Here is a 23,158-nt window from a genome sequence, read left to right as displayed (position 1 = left end):
GGCTCCCCCTATGGACACTCAGCCCAAAGTGTTCACCGATGTCTTCAGCCCAGCTCAGCTGGGTCCGGTGAAACTGCGCAACCGCATCATCAAGTCGGCGACGTTCGAAGCCTCGAGCCCGAACGCGCTCGTCACGGACGACCTGATCACCTACCACCGGCTCCCCGCAGCGGGCGGTGTCGGCATGACGACCGTCGCCTACCTGGCGGTTACAAAAGGGGGACGCACCGAGGGCAACGTGATTTGGTGGCGTCCCGAGGCCATCCCCGGGCTGCAGAAGCTCACGGCAGCCATCCACGCCGAGGGCGCTGCCGTCAGCGCGCAGATCGGCCATGCCGGGCCCGTGGCCAATGCCCGCACGACGAAGGCGACGGCGTATGCGCCGGTGCGGTTCTTCAACCCGATGTCCATGCGGTTCGCCAAGAAGGCCACTCGCGACGACATCGACGACATCGTCGCCGCGCATGCCAACGCCGCGCGCCTGGCGATCGAGTCTGGCTTCGACGCGGTCGAGGTTCATCTCGGCCACAACTACTTCGCCAGCTCATTCCTGAGCCCGCTGATCAACCGTCGCACCGATGAGTTCGGCGGCTCGCTGGAGAATCGGGCCAAGGTCGCGCGCCGCACGGTGATGGCGGTGCGCGAGGCCGTCAACGATCAGATCGCGGTGACAGCGAAACTCACCATGTCCGACGGCGTGCGCGGCGGCATCCCACTGAAGGAAGCCCTGCAGACGGCCAAGTGGCTGGAGGAGGACGGCGGCCTGGACGCGCTCGAGCTCACCGCAGGCAGCTCTCTGGTCAACCCGATGTACCTGTTCCACGGCGACGCCCCGATCAAGGAGTTCGCGGGCGCGTTCAAGCCCCCGCTCCGGTGGGGCATCCGGATGACGGGCAAGAAGTTCCTGCGCGAGTATCCCTATCGCGAGGCGTATCTGATGGATCAGGCCAAGCAGTTCCGCGCCGAACTCAAGTTGCCGCTGATCTTGTTGGGCGGCATCACGAATCGCGACACGATGGACCTCGCGATGGCGGAGGGCTTCGACTTCGTTGCGATGGGTCGGGCGCTGCTCGCCGAGCCCGATCTGATCAACCGCATCAAGGCCGACGGCGACGCGCACTCAGTGCGTTCGGCGTGCACGCACTGCAACAAGTGCATGCCCACCATCTACAGCCACACCCACTGCGTGGTCACCGGTTCCCCCGGCTGATGCGTGCCAACGGCCCGTACTACCGGCACGGGCGCCACCCAACCCGATAGAGTCAGTTTCGATGACGCGCCCCGCCCCGCCCGCGCTGACCGTCCAGTACGACGGGTCTGCCCGCACCTTCGCCCCCGGCAACGACGTAGTAGTTGGGCGCGATCTGCGCGCCGACGTCCGCGTCGCCCACCCATTGATCTCCCGAGCACACCTGATGCTGCGCTTCGATCAGGGTCGTTGGATGGCCGTCGACAACGGCAGCCTCAACGGCATGTATGTCCACAATCAGCGCGTCCCGACGGTTGACATCACCGATGGGCTCGGCCTGAACATCGGCAATCCCGACGGTCCGCGGCTGACGTTCGAGGTCGGGCGCCACCAAGGGTCGGCAGGCACACCGCCGCCGACTGCATCGGTGCCAATCGCCCAGCGGCCCAGCGCATCATTTCCCACGGCACCACCACCGCCGGCCTACCCGCAGGCACCACCGCCGCAGTCCCACAATCAGCCGGTGTACCCGTCGGCCCAGCAGCCGCGCTACCCGACGGGACCGAGCGGGCCGCAGCCTCATCCGAGCGGGCCCCAGGGCTACGCACCAAGCGGCCCCCAGGGTTACCCGCCGCCGAGTGGACCCGCGGCGTATCACCCTCCGGCCACCTCGGGCGGATATCCGGCGGCGTCACCCGCGGCCACCCAGATGGGTCCGGCGGCCGTGCCGCGCGCAGCCGAGCCCAACCAGGGCAATCTCGCGACCAGCATGCTCAAGATCTTGCGGCCGGGCCGGGCGGAGATCCCGGCCGGTGGAGTCAAGATCGGCCGCGCCACCGACAACGACATCGTCATCCCCGACGTACTCGCCTCACGGCACCACGCGACGCTGATCCCCGGCCCTTCAGGCACCGAGATCCGCGACCACAAGAGCATCAACGGCACGTTCGTCAACGGCCAGCGGGTCGACTCGGCGATGCTGCGCGAGGGCGACGTCGTCACGATCGGCAACATCGACCTCGTCTTCGCCGGCGGCACGCTGGCCCGGCGCAACGAGTCCGCGGCCGCCACCCGCACCGGCGGCCTCGACGTGTACGGCGTCACGTGGACCATCGAGGGCAACAAGACGCTGCTGGACAACATCTCGCTGGCGGCGCGCCCAGGCACGCTGACGGCCATCATCGGACCGTCGGGGGCAGGCAAGTCGACGTTCGCCCGACTGGTCGCCGGGTACACCCACCCGACGACCGGCACGGTGTGGTTCGAAGGGCACGACGTCCACGCCGAGTACGCCTCGCTCCGCTCCCGCATCGGGATGGTGCCGCAGGACGACGTCGTGCACGGCGAGCTCACCGTCCGCCAGGCACTGATGTACGCCGCCGAACTCCGGCTGCCCCCCGACACCAGCAAGGCCGACCGCGAACAGGTCGTCAACGAGGTGCTCGAAGAACTCGAGATGACCAAACACCTCGACACCCGCGTCGACAGGCTCTCCGGCGGTCAGCGCAAACGCGCGTCCGTCGCACTCGAACTGCTGACCGGCCCGTCGCTGCTCATCCTCGACGAACCGACGTCGGGTCTCGACCCCGCGCTGGACCGCCAGGTCATGACGATGCTGCGCCAGCTGGCCGACGCCGGCCGCGTGGTGCTCGTCGTGACGCACTCACTGACCTACCTCGACGTCTGCGACCAGGTGCTCCTGCTGGCGCCTGGCGGCAAGACGGCGTTCTCCGGTGCGCCGAGCCAGATCGGTGCCGAACTCGGGACCACCAACTGGGCCGACATCTTCTCTGGCGTCGCGGGCGACCCCGACGGTGCAAAGCGGCGCTTCCTCGAGCGCCACGGGCCACCGCCGCCGCCGCCAGCGACACAGGCGCCTCAGGATCTGGGCTCGCCCGTCCGCACCAGCGTGCGAAAACAGTTCTCGACGATTGCTCGCCGCCAGATGCGACTCATCATTTCGGATCGCGGCTACTTCATCTTTCTCGCGTTCTTGCCGTTCATCATGGGCGCACTGTCACTGTCAGTGCCTGGAGACGTCGGCTTCGGCGTACCCGTCCCCGCGATCAAGGGCGGCGAAGCGCCGAACGAGCCAGGACAGATTCTGGTGCTGCTCAACGTGGGTGCCATCTTCATGGGCACCGCGCTGACGATCCGAGCGCTCATCGGCGAGCGGGCGATCTTCCTTCGCGAGCAGGCGGTCGGGTTGTCCACGACCGCATACATGCTGGCCAAGGTCTTCGTCTTCGCCGGATTCGCGCTGCTGCAGTCCGCAGTCGTCGTCTTCATCAACATCATCGGAAAGGGTTGGGGCGCTGGGGCCGTCACCAGCGGCGCGGTAATCCCCAACCGGTCCATCGAGTTGTACGTCGACGTCGCGGCCTGTTGTATCGGCGCGGCCATGGTCGGCTTGGCGCTCTCGGCACTGGCCAAGTCGAACGAGCAGATCATGCCGCTATTGGTGATCGCGATCATGTCGCAACTGGTGTTCCAGGGCGGCATGATCCCGGTAACCGGTCGCATCGTGCTCGACCAGATGTCATGGGTCACCCCGGCCCGGTGGGGCTTTGCGTCGACGGCATCGACGATCGATCTCATCAGACTCGTACCCGGTCCACTGACGCCGCAAGACGAGCATTGGAAGCACACCGCAGGCACGTGGTGGTCGAACATGGCCTTCCAAGGCGCGATCTGCGTCGGCTATCTGACCTTGGTGCGCTGGAAGATTCGACTCAAGGGCGGCTAGTTAGCCGCCGTGGATGTCCAACCCCTGGGCGGCGGCGTACGAGAGCGCCTGGTCGATGTCGATCTTCGCCCCGCGCAGCGCCGCCGTCGTCCAAAACGTCGGGTCAACCCGTGCGCCGCGGAGATCGGCCTCCTCCAGCCGGAGGTTCTGCGTCCTGGCGCCGCGTAGGTCCGCCCCCCGCAACACCGCCTTGCGCAAATCGGCACCGACGAGGCTCGCTTCGCGCAGTCGGCAGTCCGACAGGTCGACGCTCCGAAGGTCGCAGCCGCCGAGCACGGCCAGCGTCAGATCGACCTCGACCATGGTCACCGGCCGCAGCCGGCACTCGGTGAACACCGAGCCGAGCAGACTGCAGTGCCGAAACACGCTGTGAAACACCGAGGTACGCCGAAACGTGCAATTCCGGAAGGCGGAGCCCACGTGCTCGGACTCGGACATGTTGACACCGCTGAAGTCGCATTCGGTGAAGACAACGCGTTCGGTGCGCAACCGGGACAGATCCTCATCGCGGAAGTCGTGGCCGGTGTACTCCCGGTCTACCCAGGCGCCGTCCTCGGATTCGGTGTCGGTCACCCTGGCAGCGAGCTGAGATTCAGCAACGCGTATTCCGTGACCGCAATCAGCGCGGCTCGCGCAGAATGCCGGTCTCGGGCATCAACCGTGACAACGGGAATCTCGTCGCGAAGCGCGAGCGCCTTTCGCACGGCGGGCGCCGGATACTTTGGGCCACCGTCGAATTCATTGACCGCGACGAGGAAGGGCAAGCTGCGGGCCTCGAAGAAGTCGACGGCCGCGAAGCTGTCCTCCAGGCGGCGCACGTCGACCAGGATGATCGCGCCGATCGCGCCACGGACCAGGTCATCCCACATGAACCAGAAGCGCCGCTGCCCCGGCGTGCCGAAGAGGTAGAGCACCAGGTCCTCGGCGAGCGTGATGCGCCCGAAGTCCATCGCCACGGTCGTGGTGGTCTTCGCCGGAGTGGCCTCGAGTCCGTCATACCCCTCGGAGGCCTTGGTGACGATGGCCTCGGTACGCAACGGCATGATCTCCGAGACCGCCCCGACGAAGGTGGTCTTACCGACACCGAACCCGCCGGAGATGACGATCTTGGTGGACGCGGTGCGCCGCTCAGAGTGCCCGTAGGCCACGCAGGGTCCTTCCTATGAGTTCGCGTCGTTCGTCGGTGCTCGACGACTCCCGGAGGGTGTCGTGAACTTGCAGATAACCCTGTGCCACCAGATCACCGATCAAAACGCGTGCTACCCCGAGCGGCAAGGATAGGCGAGCGGCGATCTCTGCGACCGAGGGACTCGCCACGCCCAGCCCAAGAATTTTGGCACGCACGTCGCTGCCAGGCCACCGCGGCACGGGCCCGAACTCCAATGTCCTGATGGGAGCCTCGAGCGCAAGCTGAACCCGCGGTTGAGTGCGGCCTGCCGTCAAGATGTACGGACGCACCAGGCTGGCGGCTTCATCCCTCGATGTGCCCGACTCCCACGCATCACGATGACCGTCCATCGGCGACTCAAGAGGATTGCGGGGCACGCCGGCGGGCGGACTGGATGACGGTGCCCACCTGCTCGACAAGGACCGCCATCTCGTAACCGATCTGACCGATGTCACAGGACCGGGTGGCCAGCGTCGCCAGGTTGGATCCGTCGCCGACGCGCATCAGCAGCAGATAGCCGTGTTCCATCTCGACGATCGACTGCATCACGTACCCGCCATCGAACAGTTGCGCGGCGCCCGTGGAAAGGCTCGCCATGCCCGATGACACCGCCGCCAATTGATCGGCCCGCTCGATCGGCATGTGCTCACTGGCGGCCATCAGCAGGCCGTCGGCCGACACCAGGATGGCGTGCGACACCCCGGATACCTCGCGTGCGAACTTCGAGACCAGCCAGTCGAGTGATTCGCGTTGTGCCGAACGGGTCATTGTTGGTCTGTCTCCCTGCTTTCCTTCGCGCGTGTGCGGCCCGCGTGCACGCCGCCGAAGTGCTCGCTGATGCTGCTGCGCACCGCGTCGGGGTCGCGTGACGGTTGCGGGGCGGGGTCGCGCTTGGCATCCGCATCCCCGTTCCGGTGTCGTCCGTTGCCGTTGCCGTCCTTCGACGCTACCTCGGCCGCGCCAGGCACCAGGCGCGCACCAGGCTCGCGCATCGGCAGCCCGTCTTCGGTGCGTTTTTCGACGGGTGCGTCCTCAGCGGCGGCGGCCGCGGACCACCCGTGATCCCACACGGTCTGCCAGTCGAGGTCGGTGCTGTTGGCGAGCTCGATGGGATCGTCGATCAGCCACTCGGACAACATCTTCTCGAAGATGGAGTTCGAGTCGGTGCTGGACAACCGCTCACCAGCGGGCGCATCCAAGCTCGCGGCGGCCGGTTCGTGCGGCGTGGCGGGCTCACTCGGCACCCCGTTGCTCGGTGGGACGTACTGGCTGGGCACCTGCTGACGCGAGGCGAAGAACGCCGACGTATCGCTGGGGGCCGGGCCGGAACGCGCAGGCTGCGACGTCGGGTCAGATACCCCTGGCGGCGTCTGCGCCGGCATGGAGTCTTCTGGCCACTCGTCGTCGTCCGTCCAGTCCGACTCGGGTTCGACGACGGGCTCTGGCGGCGGCGACGGAATGCCCGAGATGCCACTGGCTCCTGGATTACGTTGCGGCAGAAGCGAAACGGGAATGTCGACGTGCCCGTTCCGGTACTCGGGTTCGGCGTCGTAGCCAGCCCCGTAGCCATCGTCGTGCTCGGCGTATTCGTCGCTGATCGGGTATGCGCCGTTGTTGGGGTATGCGCCGTTGTTCGAGTGATCCTCGTCGAGCGCCAGCGCGGTCGCGATGCCCGCGTGGGCATCGACGGGCGCGGAGTACTCCGCAACACCGTCGTGGTAACCACCCGGCTGCTCGAGCAAAAGTGCTGCGGGCAGGAAGATCCCGGCGGTGGTGCCCGAATTCGGTTCGCCCGCAACGGTGCTGCGCAACCGGACGATGAGCCCATGCTGAGCCGCCAGCCGACCGACCACGAACAGCCCCATGTGCCGTGCGGTGTAGGGATTGACCTCGCCGCCGGACTGCAGCCGGATGTTGGCCACCCGAAGGTCGGACTCCGCCATGCCCAGCCCGATGTCGCTGACCTCGAAGACCAGCCCGCCGTTGCCGGTGTGCACTGCCGAGACCCGGACCTGTGAGATCGGCGGCGAGTACCGCAGCGCGTTGTCCAAGATCTCGGCCAGCAGGTGCACCAGGTCGCCGGCCACCGTGCCGAGCACCTCGCTGTCGGGCACGCTCGCGGTGACGATGCGCGCGTAATCCTCGACCTCGGATGCCGCAGCGTTGATGATCGCGGCGACGGGCACTGGGTCGACCTGCTCGCGCGGAACCTTGGAGCCGGCGAGCACCATCAGGTTGGCGCCGTTGCGCCGCATCCTGGCGGCCAGGTGATCGAGCCGGAAGAGGCTCTCGAGGCGCTGCGGGTCCTCTTCGTCGCGTTCCAGTCCGTCGATGAGCGTCAGCTGCTGGTCCACCAGCGAACGGTTGCGCCGCGACAGCGTCTCGAACATGTCGTCGACCTGCATCTGCAGGTTGACCTGCTCGCCGGCCAACAACACCGCCTGCTCGTGGAGCTCGTCGACCGCATGCGCGACCTGACCGATCTCCTCGCTGCTGTGGACGGGCAACGGCTGCACGGGACCGGGCGCGCCACCTGCGCGCACGCGTTCGAGTTCTCGCGCGAGGTCTTCGTGCGCAACCTTGAGGGCGCCGTCGCGCAGCCTGCGCAGCGGGCGTATGAGCGAACGGGCGGCCAAACTCACGAGCAGGAGCGCGGTCAGCAGCGCGGCTCCGACGATGGCGGAGTCGCGGATGGCTTCCGAGCGCTTCGCGGCGGCCTGATCCGCAACGTTCGAGGCGACGGCCGACTTCAACGAGTCGATGAGCTTGACCGCGATCGCGTTGGTGGTCTGTATCGACTGCGTGAGCTCGGGGTTGTTGACCAGCGGAATCGTGGGATCGGCCATCATCGTCTCGCGCGTCACGAACTCGGCCTGCAGCTTCTGCGCTTCCGGCGAGCCGACGCCGAGCACCTGGGCCATGCCGAACAGCGTCGACGGCTCGGTGCCCGCCACGGTGACCATCGAGGTGCGCAACTCGGGCTCGGGCTCTTCGGCACCGAGGTTCACCATCAACTGCTGCATCATCATCTGCCCGCGGGCACCCATCGCCCGGCTGAGCCCCTGCGCCTCGGCCCGAATCTGCTCGTCCTCGACGCGAACCGAGCCGACGACCACGTCCTCGGCCGTCAGCAGGATCGGCGTGTAGGTGATGATTCGGTCGCGCAGCGTGATGCCGTTGGCCGTGACCTTGTCCAACAACGCCTGGCCGCCGTCGAGCAGCGAGGTGACGCCCTTGGCCACGTCCGGCAGGACGTTGGTGTCGGCCAGGTGCCGTTGCAGGTTCTGCTTGCTGGCGTCGAACGTCGCGAGGGCCTGCTGTGGGTCGCCGCCGGTCGAGTTGACCAGCATGGCGCCTTCCAGCGCGGCGGCGTATTCGTTGACCGCTGGCACCATTCCTGCGCGATCGGCAGCAAGCTTCAGATCGGCGGCGTCGGTCCAGCCGGAGTAGACGCGCAAGCCACCAAATACACCTGCCAAAAGCAGCGGCACCAAAACGATCGCAAAGACCTTCCAGCGCACCGGCCAATTGCTCATCGCCAACCGCGACGGGCGCTTCATCGGCTGCGCCAGATTGCCCTCGAATTCGGCGTCGGCAGCGACGTGAGGTTGCTGCCCGAACGCCGTCATAGCGGCCCAGCCGAGCTAGCGCCCGCTGGTCCGCATTTCACAAGTCGTGCGTCGTTCATAAGGCTTCCTGCTGCTCTTTTGCCAAGGTTCGGCAGGCCACGGAAGATCGGGCCCGCCTGGCAATTGGTCGAGTATGACAGCGATACGGACGTGTTTCCACAATTCTTACTGAACAGACAGAGTTCGTGACCGGGCCGTTGCGGACTCGTGTGCTAAGCGAGCAAATATTGTCGCGCGACTGAGATCATCGTCGAATGTTCCGTGTGATGTTCGTATCGCCGCGCATCGCGCCCAACACCGGCAATGCGATCAGGATGGTCGCAGCGACGGGCGCTGAATTGCATCTGGTCGAACCGCTCGGCTTCGACCTGTCCGAGCCCAAGTTGCGGCGGGCCGGCCTGGACTACCACGACCTGGCGTCGGTGACCGTCCACGCCGATCTCGAGGCCGCTTGGGATGCGCTGATGCCAGCCAGGGTGTTCGCCTTCACCGCCCACGCTGACGCGTTCTTCTCCGACGTCTCCTACGTGCCCGGTGACGTGCTGATGTTCGGTCCGGAACCCACCGGATTGGATCCGGCGACGTTGGCCGATCCGCACGTCACGGCGAAGGTGCGCATCCCGATGCTCGCAGGCCGACGGTCGCTGAACCTGTCCAACGCCGCCGCGGTGGCGGCGTACGAGGCGTGGCGTCAGCAAGGGTTCAACGGAGCCGTCTAACTCACCAGCTGTTCCAATGCGTGAGCTGCTCGGCGGGCAGGCGCTTGGCCAGCTTGAAGTCGGTGCCCTTGGTGTAGGCGATCGGGAACAGCCCGCCCTGCGAGTACTTGTCGAACGGAATCCCCAGCACTTCCGCGGCCTGCTTCTCGCCGTCGCCGATCAGGTGCAGCGTTGTCCACGCCGAGCCGAGGCCACGCGAACGCAACGCCAACATGAAGCTCCAGGCCGCGGGCAACAGCGACCCCCAGAATCCGGCGCTCATGCCCGCGGGGGCGCCGTCGGGCCTGCCCTCGAGACACGGGATCAACATGACCGGAACCTCGTCAAGGTGGTCGTTGAGGTACTTCGCGGAGTCGATGACCAACGGCGTGCGCTCGTCGCGGCTGTCGCCGAAGGTCGGCTTCGGCGCATCGAGGTAGGGCGTCGCCGCCGTGCGGTAGATGTCGGCGAGCGCCTTCTTCTTTTCGGCGTCGTCGACGAAGACGAACTGCCAGCCCTGTGCGTTGGAACCCGTCGGCGCTTGCAACGCCAGTTCGAGGCACTCCATCACGACCTCCCGAGGCACCGGCTTCTCCAGGTCGAGCCGCTTGCGTACCGATCGGGTGGTGGTCAGAAGTTCGTCGATGGTGAGGTCGAGCGGCTTGGAAGTCATAGTCGGAGGTTACATTCGAGCCCATGACTGCCGATCTGACACAAGACGTCTCCGCTCGCCTGGCCTCCGACCACTACGGATGGCTCACCACCGTGGCCAAGTCCGGCCAGCCCGTACCGAAGCTGATCTGGTTCTACTTCGACGGCGCGGCGTTGGTCATCTACACGGTGCCGAACTCCGCCAAGGTCGCACACATCAGGCGTCACCCGCAGGCGAGCCTGAACCTGGATTCCAATGGCAACGGCGGCGACGTCGTCGTGATCGGCGGCGTGGCCACCGTCGACGCCGAGGGCGTGGACTGCCGCGAGGACGAGCCGTACTGGGCGAAGTTTTCGGAACTCTCCGACAAATTTGGGCTCACCGAGGCGATGGGGAACTACAGCACGCGCATCAAGATCAGTGTCGACAAGGTGTGGACCACACCGACCGAAGGCTGACGCGGTCCAAGAAGACATGAAAGAAGGCTCTCCCCCGGGGATGTTCGGGGAGAGCCTTCTCGTCTGTGGGGCTCAGCGCCCAGTCAGGTTGGCGATGTGCGCTGGGCCGTGGTGGTTGTGCCAGCCGGGCAGCTGAGTGGGGGCCGGGGTGGCGTAGGTGCCGGGGCTGTAGGAGTAGCCGGGGCCGGACGGTTCCGTCGCGGCGGCGTTGGCCATTCCGGCCAGGCCGAGGGCGGCAGCGCCGATGAAGCCTGCGGCGAGGATGGGGAGGGCGATCCGGCGGGTGGTGTTGGTCATTTCTTCGATCCTTCTGTGCGGGTTGACTTTTCGTTTTCTCGGCCGGTGTGTTCCGGCGATGAGACAACTATGTCGCGGATCCGCTCGCACGTCTGTCGGGTGACCGGCCCAGACACCGGATGAACCTGGTGTCCACCGATTGGGGGACACGGTTTCGCGAGTCCTACCCCAGATCTGTGAATTCACCCACTGGAACAACCATGGTGTAGGACTCGCGAATCACTGGAAGTCGCGCGAGCGCGAGGCCACCTTCATGTCGATGGGGCTCATCCGATCGGCGGCCACGGTGACCGCACCCGTCGCGTTCTGCACGATGCCGCGGATGACCAACGCCGACGCGGTCTGGGCCAGCTTGCGGTGCCGTGCCCACACCCCCTTCGAGCACATGACGTTGACCATGCCCGTCTCGTCCTCGAGGTTCATGAACGTCACGCCCTGCGCCGTGGCGGGCCGCTGGCGGTGCGTCACCGCGCCTGCGACCAGCACCCGCGTGCCGTCCGGCACCGACAACAACTGATCGGCGGGCACGACGCCCAATTCGTCCAGCTGCTCCCGAAGGAACTGGGTGGGATAGCTGTCCGGCGAGATGCCGGTGGCCCACACGTCGGCGGCCGCCAACTCCAAGTCGGTCATCCCTGGCAGCGTCGGAACGTGCGAGGACGCACCGACGCCGGGCAACCGGTCCGAACGCTGGCTCGCAGCGGCCCCCGCGGCCCACAGTGCCTCCCGTCGGGCGGTGCCGAAACAGCCCAGTGCCCCCGCGGTGGCCAGCGCCTCGGTCTGCGGTACGGACAGTTGCACGCGACCGGCCAGGTCGAGCAGATCCACGAACGGCCCATTGACTTTTCGGTCTTCGACGATTCGCTCGGCCAACTCGTCGCCGATGTGCCGGACACTGCCCAGCCCCAGTCGCACGTCGAGTCCTTGGTGCTCCAGCGTGGCATGCACGAGGCTGACGTTCACGTCCGGCCCATGGACCACCACGCCGTGTCGACGAGCGTCGGCCACCAGCGACTGCGGCGAGTAGAACCCCATCGGCTGGGCCCGCAACAACGCGGCACAGAACACCGCCGGATGATGCAGCTTGAACCAGGACGAGTAAAACACCAGCGAGGCGAAGGACAGCGAATGACTTTCCGGGAAGCCAAAGTTCGCGAAGGCCTCCAGCTTCTCGTAGATCCGGTCGGCCACCGCGCCGGTGATGCCGTGCCGGGCCCGCATGCCGTCGTAGAACCGGCTGCGTAGCCGACGCATCTTCTCGGTGGACCGCTTGGAGCCCATCGCCCGGCGCAATTGATCGGCCTCAGCACCCGAGAATCCCGCGCAGTCGACGGCCAGCTGCATCAACTGCTCCTGAAACAGGGGCACTCCCAACGTCTTCCGTAGCGCTGGCTCCATCGACGGATGGTCATAGGTGACGGCTTCCTCGCCGTTGCGGCGCCTGATGAACGGATGCACCGATCCGCCCTGGATGGGCCCGGGGCGGATCAGCGCCACCTCGACGACCAGATCGTAGAACACCCGCGGCTTGAGCCTTGGCAGCGTGGCCATCTGAGCACGCGACTCCACCTGGAACACTCCGACCGAGTCAGCGCGCTGCAGCATCTCGTAGACCGCGGGCTCACTCAAGTCGAGCTTGGCCAGGTCGACCTCGATGCCCTTGTGCTCGGCGATCAGGTCGATGGCGTAGTGCAATGCCGAGAGCATGCCGAGCCCGAGCAGATCGAACTTCACCAAACCGATTGCCGCACAGTCATCCTTGTCCCACTGCAGCACGCTGCGATTCTCCATCCGCGCCCATTCCACCGGACAGACGTCGGCGATGGGCCGGTCGCAGATCACCATGCCCCCGGAGTGGATGCCCATGTGCCGCGGCAAATTCTTGATCTGCAGCGCCAGGTCAAGCACCGCCTCCGGGACGTCCTCGACGTCGAGTGAGTCGGCCAGTCCGTTCCACCGGCTGAGCTGCTTGCTCCAGGCATCCTGTTGCCCCTGCGAGAAGCCGAGCGCGCGAGCCATGTCGCGCACCGCACTGCGACCCCGGTAGGTGATGACGTTGGCGACCTGCGCAGCGTAGTCGCGGCCGTAGCGCTCGTAGACGTACTGAATCGCCTGCTCCCGCAGGTCCGATTCGATGTCGACGTCGATGTCGGGTGGCCCGTCACGGGCCGGCGACAGGAACCGTTCGAACAAAAGCTCGTTGGAGATCGGGTCGACGTGGGTGACGCCAAGCGCGTAACAGACCGCCGAGTTGGCCGCCGATCCCCTGCCCTGGGCCAGGATGCCGTTGTCCCGGCAGAACCGGGTGATGTCATGGACCACCAGGAAGTAGCCCGGAAAGTTCAGTTGCCCAATGATCTTCAGTTCGTGCTCGAGCTGCGTGTAGGCCCGCGGGGCATGCTCCGGCGTGCCGTACCGGTTGCGCGCACCGGTCATCACCAGGTGCCGCAGCCAACTGGCCTCGGTGTGTCCGGGTGGTACGTCGAACGGCGGAAGCTGTGGGGCGATGAGCGCCAGGCCGAAGGCGCACTGCTCACCCAGTTCGGCCGCGGCCGTCACCACTTCTGGACAGTGCGAGAACACCCTGGCCAGCTCCTCCCCCGACCGCAGGTGCGAACCACCAAGCGGGGCAAGCCAACCGGCCGCCTCGTCCATCGAGTTGCGCGCCCGAATGGCGCCCATCGCCATCGCCAACCTGCCGCGGGACGGTTCGGCGAAGTGCGCCGCTGTGGTCGCGACGACACCAATCCCGAAGCGTGGCGCCAGCGCGGCCAGCGCGGCATTGGCCTCGTCGTCGCGCGGGTGGCCGTGATGGGTCAACTCGACACTGACCCGGCCGGGGCCGAAGCGGTCCACCAGGTCCGCAAGGGCCGCCTCGGCCGCCTCCGGCCCTCCAGTTGAAAGCGCTTGCCGCACATGGCCCTTGCGACATCCGGTCAGGATGTGCCAATGCCCTCCGGCGGCCTCGGTCAACGCGTCGTAGTCGTAGCGCGGCTTGCCCTTCTCGCCTCCGGCCAGATGTGCCGACGAGATCTGACGGGACAACCGTCGATACCCCTCCGGACCGCGGGCCAGTACCAGCAGATGCGGCCCTGGCGGATCAGGGTGCTCGGTGCGCGGCGTGTTGCCCAGCGACAGTTCGGCTCCGAATACTGTCGCGACGTCCAACTCCTTGGCGGCCTCGGCGAACCGCACCACCCCGTACAGCCCGTCGTGGTCGGTCAGCGCGATGGCGCGCAGGTCGAGCCGGGCGGCCTCCTCGACCAGTTCCTCCGGGGTGCTGGCCCCGTCGAGGAAGCTGTACGCCGAGTGCGCGTGCAATTCGGCATACGGCAGCGATGAAACCGAACCCCGGCGCTCCCCAACCGGTTCGTAGGCACCGCGCTTGCGCGACCAGGCCGGACTGTCCCCGCCGTCGGCGTCCGGCTCGGGCAGCCGCTCACCCGCCCGCCGCGGCTTGCCGGAGAGCACGCGCTCCATCTCGCCCCAACTCGGCGGTCCGCTATGCCAACCCATCCGACAAGACTAATCGAACATGCGTTCGAACACTAGATCATAAAAAATGGGGCCGAAGCCCCTTTCCACCTTCAATTTATAGCGCACCCGGGGGCTTGCGGCAAGCCCCCGGTAGTGCCGCATACTCCTTGGCCGAGCCTTCAACCAGCGGAAATGAGAATTGCGAATGCCAGACATCGACACCGACGTGATCATCGTGGGAGCCGCCCCGACGGGCCTGACGCTGGCTCGCGAGCTGCGGTTGGCGGGAGTGCGCACGCTGGTGCTGGAGCGACTGCCCGAACCACGGGCGATTGCGAAGGCCGGCGGCCTCGGCGGGCGGATGCTCGAAATGCTCCGCTACCGTGGCCTGCGCGAGCGCTTCGAGACGGCCAGCGGCAAGCCCCGCCCGATGCCCAACTTCCCCTTCGGCGGGCTGCACGTCGACCTCACCCAGCTCGCCGACAACCCGATGGAGGCGCTGCTCCTGCCCCAACCGCAGATGGAGCGCCTGCTCGAAGAACTCGCCAGCGAGCTCGGCGCCGAAATCCGCCGCGGCCACGAAGTCGTCGCGCTGAGCCAGGATGACGCGGCAGTGACCGTCGACGTACGCGGGCCGGCCGGACCTTACCGGCTCACCGCGCACTACCTGGTGGGCTGCGACGGCGTCCACAGCCGGATCCGCGAAATGGCCGGAATCGACTTCCCCGGCGTCACCTATCCGGAGGTCAACCGGCTCGGCTCGTTCACCATGCCCGACTCGCTGACCCTGCGCGACGATGGCGACTACGAGGTGCCCGGTCTTGGCCGGCTCCGCTTCGGCTACACCCAGACGGCAACCGGTGTGTTCGCGATAAGTTCCTATACCCCAAACGATCTGGGTGTCTATACCAACGAGGAGGAGGACCGTTCGTACGATGACGACGAGCCCATGACGGTGGCCGAATTCCAGGACAGCATCCGCCGCGTGCTCGGATCCGACCTTCCATTGGGCGAGCCAATTCGGTTGACGCGCTTCACATATGGCGCTCGGCAGGCCGAGCGCTACCGCGCGGGACGGATCCTGGTGGCAGGCGATGCGGCCCATCAGTTTCCGTCCGGGGGCGTCGCGGTCAGCGCCGCCATGCTCGACTCCGTCAACCTCGGCTGGAAGCTCGGGGCCGAACTCGGCGGCTGGGCGCCGCCCGGGCTACTGGACACGTACCACGACGAACGGCACCTCGCCGGTACGCGGACGTTGTTGCACACCAATGCTCAGGTGGCCCTGAGGCGCGGACTCGACTCGGCCGCCGATGCGCTTCGGAAAGTCTTCTCCGAACTGCTCGGCGACGAGCAGGCTCAGCGGCGCATCGCCGCCTTCATCGCCGGATCCGACATCCACTACCCCATGCCCGGTGCCAACTCGCACGCCTTGGCAGGCAGCTTCGCACCCGACCTCACCCTGCAGACCGATCGGGGCACGACGAGCGTCGCACACCTCATGCACACCGCCCGGCCGGTGTTCCTCGACCTCGCTGACCGCAAGGGCCTCCGCGAGCTCGCCGGAAACTGGCACGGTCGCGTCGACATCTACACGGCCACAACCGATCAGCGACCCGCCGACGCGATCCTGATCCGCCCGGACGCGTACGTCGCCTGGGCCGCAGGCGTCGATGAGCCCGACGACGTCGCGGTGCCAGCGTTGGGCGAAGCACTCGCGCACTGGTTCGGCTCACCCTGCTGACGTCGCCGTCAATCCTCTACGATTCCCTAACCTACGGAAGGGACGGCGAATGGCGTCGAAGGCGGCACCCAAGTACATCGGCTATGTCGGAGGTGTCGCCGTCGCGGCGGGCATCGGCACCGCGTTGGCGGTGGCGGGTCAAGGCACCGCGCATGCCGACGAGAAGGACGCGGGCGCAAAGAGCGGTGCGGTTGACGCCGGCCCCAAGAAGACGGAGGCCAAAACGCACGGGCTCTCCAAGCCGCTGTCCAAGGTCGGAAGCCAAGCCGAGAAGGCCGTCGGCGACGCAACCAAGAAGCTCACCGCAGCAGTCACCAAGGCGCTGAAGCCGACGGTCAAACCGCAGACCGCGAAGGTCAAGCCGGCCGCCAAGGAGTTCGAGGCCGCGCAAGTCAAGCTGCTGAAGGCGGCGTTCACACCGAAGAAGGCCGCGGTCACGCCGACAGTCAAGAGCGACACCTCCGCCAAGTCCGTTGCCGCCGCCGAAGCCGCAGGCGATGCCCCCTTCACCAATCCGTTCCGCGCGGACGATCCGGACCCCGACGACATGCCCACACCGGTCCTGGGCCTGAGGGATACGTTCGTCGGCGTCTTGGACCCGACGCTGCAGCCGTATGCGCGTGAGGGTTTCGAGGCGGCCTACCGCGTCACCCAGGTGTTGCCGTGGGTCAATACCGTCGTCCCGGTCACCAAGATCCTGCCTGCCGTCGCCCAGGCGCTCGCCGGCGACGACGAGGCGAAACGAGCGAGCCAGGTCGTCGTCAACGAGCTGCTCAAGACCACCCAGCCGGTTTCGCTGCTGTATTACGGGTACGACGAGTTGGCCGACCTCGCCAACGTCGAGGACACCGCCAGCGCACTCAAGCAGCAGTTCTATTCGACCGTGTGGGACACCGTCGACCCGCTCGGACTACTTCACGTCGAGGGCGAGAGCGGCATTTGATTCGAGCCCAGTCGGCCCGAAAGTCTTGTGCGTGGGCCAGACTTCGTGCATGTCCGTCGCAATAGTCCGCACCCTTGGCGTGCTCGTCACCCTGCTGCTGGTCCCGATGATTGGCCCGGCGCCGGCATCGGCGGCGCCGCGGGACATCACGATCACGTTCGTTCGGCACGGTGAGTCCGAGGGCAACGCCAGCGGGTTCATCGACACCACGGTCCCTGGCCCATCGCTGACGCCCAAGGGCGAGCAGCAGGCCAAGGCCGTCGCCCAGACGCTGAGCGGCGCGAAGCACGACGGCATCTACGCCTCGACGATGATCCGCACGCAACAGACCGCACAACCGCTCGCGGACGAACTCCACCAGCCGATCGTCGTGCTGCCTGGACTCCGCGAGATCGAGGCGGGTGACTTCGAGGGCCAAGCCGAACAGAGCGCCGTCGACGGCTACCTCGAACCGCTCAAGCAGTGGTTGGCGGGCGACCGCTCCGCACGCATCCCCGGGTCCGTCGACGGCAACGAGTTCGACGCCCGCTTCGACGAGGCGGTGGCCGCCATCTACGCCAGCGGTGAGCAACAGCCGGTCGTGTACTCGCACGGGGCGGCCATCTCGATGTGGACCATGATGAACGTCCGCAATCCCCGACCCGACCTCGTCGCGGCGCAGCCGCTGCCCAACACCGGCATCGTCGTCGTCCGCGGCAATCCCGAGGACGGCTGGACGCTGCTCGACTGGAACGGCACCAAGGTCGACGGATCGCGATGATTTCCGGGCGCTGACGCGGTCAACACTCCTAGAGCCACCCACCCCGAAGCCTCTGGAGGAACCGTGACCGAGCAGACTGCCACCGCAGTGCCCCCCGTCGTCGATCAGGACACCTGGCGTGCCGCCCTCGACGACCTACGCCGACGCGAGAAGGCCGCCACCCGTGAGCTCGACGCGATCGCGGCGCAGCGCCGCCGCTTGCCGATGGTCGAAATGCCGGACTACACCCTGATCGGGTCCGACGGGCCCATCAGCCTGGCCGACGTGTTCGACGGCCGCGCACAGCTCATCGTCTACAACCACATGTGGTTCGACGACGCAGAGTGGCAGTGCGGCGGCTGCACGGGATTCACCTCTCAGTTCACCCGGCTGGAGTTTCTTGAGAGCTACGACGCCAGGTTCGTCATCGTCACGAACGGACCCATCGACGAAGCCTTGGCATACAAGGCCAAGGTCGGCAACAAGATGGACTGGTACTCGTCGTCGGAGAGTTCCTTCGGCGCCGACGTCGGGGCGGCGCCCGGCCAGGGCTTCGCGGTCAACGTCTTTCTGCGAGACCGCGACACCGTCTACCGCACCTGGCACACCGACGGCCGCGGCACCGAGCAACTCAGCCACTCCTTCGCGTTGATCGACCTGCTGCCGTGGGGCCGCCAGGAGGAATGGCAGGACTCACCCGACGGCTGGCCGCAGGTGCCGACCTACACCAAATGGCTGGACTCCCCCGACATAGCGCGGATGTACGGCAGCTGACGAGCCGATCACGGGGTGTCGACACCGTCCCGCGGCCGGGGCCTCGCCGATATTTGGCCCGCAGCAATACCGCCTTGCAGCTGCTCGATCCATCCCTCGGACGACGTGGCGTCGCCGTATTCGTCGTGCCAGCGCCACCATTCGGCGGTCGGGGTCTGCGGGTAGCCCTCGGGTGAGTCCTCCCACTGTTCCTGGCGCCCAAGCGCGGTCATGTCGAGGTAGCTCCAGGTATTCACAAACGCCTCGTCACCGCGGTTGTTGATGAAGTAGGTGCGGAACACAGTGTCGCCGTCGCGGATGAACGCGTTGGTGCCGTGCCACTCGTCGCAGCCGAAGTCAGCGTCGAAGTCGTCGGTGATGGTGTACCACGGGATGTGTTCCCAGCCCATCCGCGCCTTGACCCGCTCGATGTCGCCCTGCGATGCAGGCGAGGCGTACACGAACGTGGTGTCGCGGGCGTTGAGGTGGGCAAGATTGCCGATGTGATCGGCCATGAGAGAGCATCCGACGCAGGCATGTTCGGGCCAGCCATGAACGTCGGGCTGCAAGAACGCGCGGTACACGATCAGTTGACGGCGGCCACCGAACAGGTCGAGCAGGCTCGCCTTGCCTTCGGGTCCGTCGAACTCGTAATGCTTGTCCACGGCCAGCCATGGCATCCGGCGACGCTGGGCAGCCAGCGCGTCACGGGCGCGGGTCAGCTCCTTCTCCTGCACCAGCAGTTGCTGCCGTGCAGCCTCCCACTCCGGCGCCGACACGATCGGGGGTGTGTTCATTCCAACTCTCATGCATTTACTGACACCGGCCGAGCCACGAACTGAGCGCAGGCCAACTTCGATCACTCGTCGAATCTGCGCCAGAATGCGTTGATGACACAAAGACTTGACGGCACGGTGGCCTTGGTAACGGGGGCCAGCAGCGGCATCGGAGCGGCGACGGCCTTGGCCCTTGCGGCCGAAGGTGCCAGCGTCGCGCTGCTTGCCAGGCGGCGCGACCGGCTCGACGAACTCAAGGCACGCATCGAGTCCGCGGGCGGGACGGCGTTCGCCGTGGAAGCCGACGTGTCGGACCAGCAACAGGCTGCTGACGCGGTGAATCACGTTGCGGCCCAACGGGGTCGGCTCGACACCGTCGTCAACAACGCCGGATTGATGCGCATCGGCCCGGCGGTCGACGCCGACCCGGCGGATTGGGACCACATGCTGTCGGTCAACGTGGCCGGCCTGCTCTACGTGACGAGGGCCGCGCTACCGCACCTGATCGCCGCCGCCGCCGACTCGCCGCGCGGGGTCGCCGACGTCGTGAACATCAGCTCGACCGCGGGCCGCGTCGCCAGGCCCGGCACGGCGGTGTACTCGTTGACGAAGTTCGGCATCGGCGCCTTCTCCGAGGGACTGCGGCAAGAGGTGCTCGGGAAGCGGGTGCGGGTGAGCCTCGTCGAGCCCGGCACGGTGCAGACCGAGATCACCGACAACCTGCCGCAGGCCGACCGCGAGACGCTCGACCGTCGCACCGAGGGCATGGTGAAGCTGGAGCCCGTCGACATCGCCGACGCCGTCACGTTCGTCGTCACCCGGGACCGCCGCGTCGCAGTCAACGAGATCCTGGTGCGGGCCGCCGAGCAGACCTGGTAATCAGTCCACGTACTCCGCGGTGCCGTCGTCCAGCACCAGCCGGGAGTTCGACCCGTCGGCCTCGGCGGCCTCGGTGCGGAACACCGCGTGCCCGGGCTCGGTGCGCCAGACGGACGTCGTCAGCGTCTCGCCGGGGAAGACCGGTGAGGTGAACCGCGCCCCGACGGCGCGGACCTTGGTGGCGTCACCCCCGCCGAGCTCGGCCACCAGCACCCGGCCCGCGACTCCGTAGGTGCACAGCCCGTGCAGGATCGGCTTCGGGAACCCGGCCAGGTTTGTTGCGAACCATGGATCGCTGTGCAGCGGGTTGCGGTCACCCGAGAGCCGGTAGATGAGCGGCTGATCCTCGGTGGTGGCCAGCGCCACCTTCGCGTCGGGCTCGCGGTCGGGGAACGTCGGCGCAACCGGCCGCTCACCCGGCTGCCCGCCGAACCCGCCCTCGCCGCGGATCACGGCCGTCGACACCGACTCGGCGACCACGTCGCCGCTCTCCGGGTCGGTGCCCGTGCTCTTCAGCACCAGGATGGCGTTCTTGCCCTCGCCCTTGTCCTGAATGTCGGCGACCTCGGAAGTCACGTTCAGCTTGCCTGCTGGCGGAAGCGGTTTGTACAGCCGGATCTGCTGGGAGCCGTGCAGCAGCATCGCCCAGTTGAAGTTGCCGACCTCGGCCGCAGCGCCCCAGGCCGGGCAGGCGATGACGGCGTACGTGGGGAGTACCTGCTGCTCGATGTCGTGACTGTTCTCGGTGGTGAAGGCGAGATCCGCGGTGCCCGCGCCGACGCCGAGCGCGTACAGCAGGGTCTCTCGGTCGGTCCACTCGAACGGTTGCGCCGCGGTCTTGGCACCGATGGCATTGGGGTTGATCGGCATTGGGCTCTCCCTTGAGTCGTCGGCTCGCCTGGCTGGTTCGCACGATAGCGGCTGTGGCCTGGGCGCCTTCGATCAGGTCACACCTTGTTGACGATTGCCTCGAAGGGGGTGACCATGGCTCGCATGCGTTATGTCGTTACCGGCGGTACCGGGTTCATTGGGCGCCGCGTCGTAGCTCGATTACTGGCCCGCGAAGGCGACCACGAGGTGTGGGTGCTGGTGCGCCGAGGCTCCCTCGCCCGGTTCGAACAGCTGGCCGCCGAGTGGGGCGAGTGCGCCAAACCACTGGTCGGGGACCTGACGGCACCCGAGCTGGGGCTCACCGCAGACACCATCGCCGAAATCGGGGACGTCGACCACGTGGTGCACTGCGCCGCGATCTACGACATCACCGCGGACGACGAAGACCAACGCGCGGCCAACGTCGACGGCACTCGGGCGGTAATCGAGCTGGCGTTGCGACTGGACGCCACCCTGCACCACGTGTCGTCGATCGCCGTGGCGGGCACCTTCCCCGGCGAGTACACCGAGGAGGACTTCGACGTCGCCCAGGAGTTGCCGACGCCGTACCACCAGACCAAGTTCGAGGCCGAACTTCTGGTGCGGTCGAAGCCGGGCTTGCGCTACCGGGTCTACCGGCCCGCGGTGGTCGTCGGAGATTCCACGACCGGCGAGATGGACAAGGTCGACGGACCCTACTACTTCTTCGGCATCCTGGCGAAGTTCGCGTGGCTGCCCAAGTTCACGCCCATCGTGCTGCCAGATACCGGCCGCACCAACATCGTTCCGGTCGACTACGTCGTTGAGGCGGTCGTGGCGATCATCCACGTCGCCGGACGCGACGGCCAGACCTTCCACCTCACCGCACCGAAGTCGATTGGGCTGCGCGGCATTTACCGCGGGGTCGCAAAGGCAGCGGGGCTACCGCCATTGCGCGGCTCGCTGCCAAGTTCGACGGCGGCCCCCTTCCTGAAGGCCACCGGGCGGGCAAAGGTGCTCCGCAACATGGCCGCCACCCAACTCGGCATCCCCGGCGAAATCCTCGACGTCGTCGACCTGGCGCCCACGTTCACCGCCGACAATGCGACCGACGCATTGGACGGCACGGGCATCAGCGTGCCCGAATTCGCTTCGTACGCACCAAAGTTGTGGCAATACTGGGCCGAACACCTCGATCCCGACCGGGCGCGACGGGACGATTCGGCCGGACCGCTGGTCGGCCGCCACGTCATCATCACCGGCGCCTCCAGTGGCATCGGACGCGCGTCCGCGATTGCGGTCGCTGAGCGTGGAGCCGTGGTGTTCGCGCTGGCCCGCAACGCCGAGGCGCTCGACGACTTGGTCGCAGAAATCCGCGAATTCGGTGGTGCGGCTTACGCATTCACGTGCGACGTGACCGACTCGGCCTCGGTGGATCACACCGTGAAGGACATCCTCGGTCAATTCGGACACGTCGACTACCTGGTCAACAACGCGGGCCGGTCGATCCGTCGGTCGGTCGCCGCGTCCACCGACCGGCTGCACGACTACGAACGCGTGATGGCGGTGAACTACTTCGGTTCGGTGCGCATGGTGCTGGCCCTGTTACCGCACTGGCGTGAGCGCCGGTTCGGACACGTCGTGAACGTGTCCAGCGCGGGCGTGCAGGCGAGCAGTCCGAAGTACAGCGCCTACATCCCCAGCAAGGCCGCCCTCGATGCCTTCTCCGAAGTGGTCGGCACCGAGACGCTGTCCGACCACATCACCTTCACCAGCATCCACATGCCGTTGGTCGAGACGCCGATGATCGCGCCGTCGCGCAGGCTCAACCCCGTTCCGGCCATCAGCGCCGAGCACGCCGCGGCCATGGTGGTGCGCGGCCTGGTCGACAAGCCCGCGCGGATCGACACACCGATGGGCACACTCGCCGACGTCGGAATGTACTTCACGCCGAAGCTGTCCCGACGCGTCCTGCACCAGCTCTATCTGGGCTATCCCGACTCGGCGGCGGCCCGCGGAGTCGAGCCCGCACCGGCGTCCGCCCTTCAGGCACCAGTCCGTCAGCCCAAGCGCCCGGCGCGTTCGGCGGCCTCCCGGCTGCGTGTGCCCGGACCCGTCAAGTGGGCCGTGCGCTTGGTCCCCGGCGTGCACTGGTAATTCTTGA

20 protein-coding genes are annotated in these 23,158 nt (G+C 67.0%); 10 read left to right on the top strand and 10 right to left on the bottom strand.

Translation table 11 applies throughout. The features are described 5' to 3' along the window. Nucleotides 1-10: 10 nt before the first annotated feature. Together SLQ30_RS08575 and SLQ30_RS08570 are read left to right on the top strand one after the other, a co-directional pair. Entirely contained in the window at nucleotides 11-1,210 is a 1,200-nt protein-coding gene (locus tag SLQ30_RS08575; RefSeq protein WP_319445827.1) for an NADH:flavin oxidoreductase, read from the top strand. A gap of 61 nt (nucleotides 1,211-1,271) precedes the next feature. Beyond that, complete coding sequence (locus SLQ30_RS08570) at nucleotides 1,272-3,935, top strand: ATP-binding cassette domain-containing protein (RefSeq protein ID WP_319445826.1); 2,664 nt, start codon at nucleotides 1,272-1,274, stop codon at nucleotides 3,933-3,935. On the opposite strand, the gene SLQ30_RS08565 is transcribed toward SLQ30_RS08570, so the two are convergent. Genes SLQ30_RS08565 through SLQ30_RS08545 form a run of 5 tightly spaced genes read right to left on the bottom strand, consistent with a single transcriptional unit; the run spans nucleotide 3,936 to nucleotide 8,732 of the window. After that, nucleotides 3,936-4,508, bottom strand: coding sequence for a pentapeptide repeat-containing protein (locus SLQ30_RS08565; RefSeq protein ID WP_319445825.1), 573 nt, complete (start codon nucleotides 4,506-4,508; stop codon nucleotides 3,936-3,938). It abuts the gene before it with no gap. Next, nucleotides 4,505-5,083 (bottom strand): ATP/GTP-binding protein, encoded by a 579-nt coding sequence (locus tag SLQ30_RS08560; RefSeq protein ID WP_319445824.1) that lies wholly within the window; start codon nucleotides 5,081-5,083, stop codon nucleotides 4,505-4,507. The genes SLQ30_RS08565 and SLQ30_RS08560 overlap by 4 nt, the downstream gene beginning before the upstream one ends. Beyond that, complete coding sequence (locus SLQ30_RS08555; RefSeq protein ID WP_319445823.1) at nucleotides 5,064-5,453, bottom strand: DUF742 domain-containing protein; 390 nt, start codon at nucleotides 5,451-5,453, stop codon at nucleotides 5,064-5,066. Before SLQ30_RS08555 ends, SLQ30_RS08560 begins: the two co-directional genes overlap by 20 nt. A 7-nt stretch (nucleotides 5,454-5,460) precedes the next feature. Next, nucleotides 5,461-5,871, bottom strand: coding sequence for a roadblock/LC7 domain-containing protein (locus tag SLQ30_RS08550; protein WP_319445822.1), 411 nt, complete (start codon nucleotides 5,869-5,871; stop codon nucleotides 5,461-5,463). Further along, nucleotides 5,868-8,732, bottom strand: coding sequence for an ATP-binding protein (locus tag SLQ30_RS08545; protein ID WP_319445821.1), 2,865 nt, complete (start codon nucleotides 8,730-8,732; stop codon nucleotides 5,868-5,870). Before SLQ30_RS08545 ends, SLQ30_RS08550 begins: the two co-directional genes overlap by 4 nt. Before the next feature lie 254 nt (nucleotides 8,733-8,986). Here SLQ30_RS08545 and SLQ30_RS08540 point away from each other — a divergent pair, with 254 nt between their 5' ends. Further along, nucleotides 8,987-9,451, top strand: a complete 465-nt coding sequence (locus tag SLQ30_RS08540; protein ID WP_319445820.1) for a tRNA (cytidine(34)-2'-O)-methyltransferase — start codon at nucleotides 8,987-8,989, stop codon at nucleotides 9,449-9,451. A gap of 1 nt (nucleotide 9,452) precedes the next feature. On the opposite strand, the gene SLQ30_RS08535 is transcribed toward SLQ30_RS08540, so the two are convergent. Then, nucleotides 9,453-10,103 (bottom strand): nitroreductase family protein, encoded by a 651-nt coding sequence (locus tag SLQ30_RS08535; protein WP_319445819.1) that lies wholly within the window; start codon nucleotides 10,101-10,103, stop codon nucleotides 9,453-9,455. 23 nt (nucleotides 10,104-10,126) lie between these two features. Between SLQ30_RS08535 and SLQ30_RS08530 the strand changes: the two genes are divergently transcribed. After that, nucleotides 10,127-10,540 carry a TIGR03667 family PPOX class F420-dependent oxidoreductase gene (locus tag SLQ30_RS08530; RefSeq protein WP_319445818.1) on the top strand — a complete coding sequence of 138 codons (414 nt, stop codon included), beginning with the start codon at nucleotides 10,127-10,129 and terminating at the stop codon, nucleotides 10,538-10,540. A gap of 72 nt (nucleotides 10,541-10,612) precedes the next feature. Here the strand turns inward: SLQ30_RS08530 and SLQ30_RS08525 are convergent, their stop codons facing one another. Further along, nucleotides 10,613-10,837 (bottom strand): hypothetical protein, encoded by a 225-nt coding sequence (locus tag SLQ30_RS08525; RefSeq protein ID WP_319445817.1) that lies wholly within the window; start codon nucleotides 10,835-10,837, stop codon nucleotides 10,613-10,615. A gap of 219 nt (nucleotides 10,838-11,056) precedes the next feature. Continuing rightward, entirely contained in the window at nucleotides 11,057-14,353 is a 3,297-nt protein-coding gene (locus SLQ30_RS08520; RefSeq protein ID WP_319445816.1) for an error-prone DNA polymerase, read from the bottom strand. A gap of 166 nt (nucleotides 14,354-14,519) precedes the next feature. Between SLQ30_RS08520 and SLQ30_RS08515 the strand changes: the two genes are divergently transcribed. The 4 genes from SLQ30_RS08515 to SLQ30_RS08500 all read left to right on the top strand — a co-directional run bounded on the left by SLQ30_RS08515 (nucleotide 14,520) and on the right by SLQ30_RS08500 (nucleotide 18,511). After that, nucleotides 14,520-16,055 (top strand): FAD-dependent monooxygenase, encoded by a 1,536-nt coding sequence (locus SLQ30_RS08515; protein ID WP_319445815.1) that lies wholly within the window; start codon nucleotides 14,520-14,522, stop codon nucleotides 16,053-16,055. Nucleotides 16,056-16,104: 49 nt separating this feature from the next. Continuing rightward, complete coding sequence (locus SLQ30_RS08510; protein WP_319445814.1) at nucleotides 16,105-16,998, top strand: hypothetical protein; 894 nt, start codon at nucleotides 16,105-16,107, stop codon at nucleotides 16,996-16,998. A 49-nt stretch (nucleotides 16,999-17,047) separates the two neighbouring features. Then, a complete protein-coding gene (locus SLQ30_RS08505; RefSeq protein WP_319445813.1) occupies nucleotides 17,048-17,758 on the top strand; it encodes a histidine phosphatase family protein in 711 nt (236 codons plus the stop codon). A gap of 63 nt (nucleotides 17,759-17,821) precedes the next feature. Further along, on the top strand, nucleotides 17,822-18,511 hold the full coding sequence (locus tag SLQ30_RS08500) for a DUF899 domain-containing protein (protein ID WP_319445812.1): 690 nt from the start codon (nucleotides 17,822-17,824) through the stop codon (nucleotides 18,509-18,511). A gap of 8 nt (nucleotides 18,512-18,519) precedes the next feature. On the opposite strand, the gene SLQ30_RS08495 is transcribed toward SLQ30_RS08500, so the two are convergent. Next, complete coding sequence (locus SLQ30_RS08495; RefSeq protein ID WP_319445811.1) at nucleotides 18,520-19,287, bottom strand: DUF899 domain-containing protein; 768 nt, start codon at nucleotides 19,285-19,287, stop codon at nucleotides 18,520-18,522. Between the two features lie 93 nt (nucleotides 19,288-19,380). Between SLQ30_RS08495 and SLQ30_RS08490 the strand changes: the two genes are divergently transcribed. Further along, nucleotides 19,381-20,145, top strand: coding sequence for an SDR family NAD(P)-dependent oxidoreductase (locus tag SLQ30_RS08490; protein WP_319445810.1), 765 nt, complete (start codon nucleotides 19,381-19,383; stop codon nucleotides 20,143-20,145). Here SLQ30_RS08490 and SLQ30_RS08485 read toward each other — a convergent pair whose 3' ends face one another. After that, nucleotides 20,146-21,015, bottom strand: a complete 870-nt coding sequence (locus SLQ30_RS08485; RefSeq protein ID WP_319445809.1) for a MaoC family dehydratase — start codon at nucleotides 21,013-21,015, stop codon at nucleotides 20,146-20,148. Between the two features lie 123 nt (nucleotides 21,016-21,138). Between SLQ30_RS08485 and SLQ30_RS08480 the strand changes: the two genes are divergently transcribed. Beyond that, nucleotides 21,139-23,151 carry an SDR family oxidoreductase gene (locus SLQ30_RS08480; RefSeq protein WP_319445808.1) on the top strand — a complete coding sequence of 671 codons (2,013 nt, stop codon included), beginning with the start codon at nucleotides 21,139-21,141 and terminating at the stop codon, nucleotides 23,149-23,151. Nucleotides 23,152-23,158 lie beyond the last annotated feature (7 nt).

It is taken from the genome of Mycobacterium sp. RTGN4, assembly GCF_033804635.1.
In the GTDB taxonomy this organism is placed as follows: domain Bacteria; phylum Actinomycetota; class Actinomycetes; order Mycobacteriales; family Mycobacteriaceae; genus Mycobacterium.
Note: the sequence above shows the minus strand (reverse complement) of the source record. Positions and strands in the feature narration are given on the sequence as shown.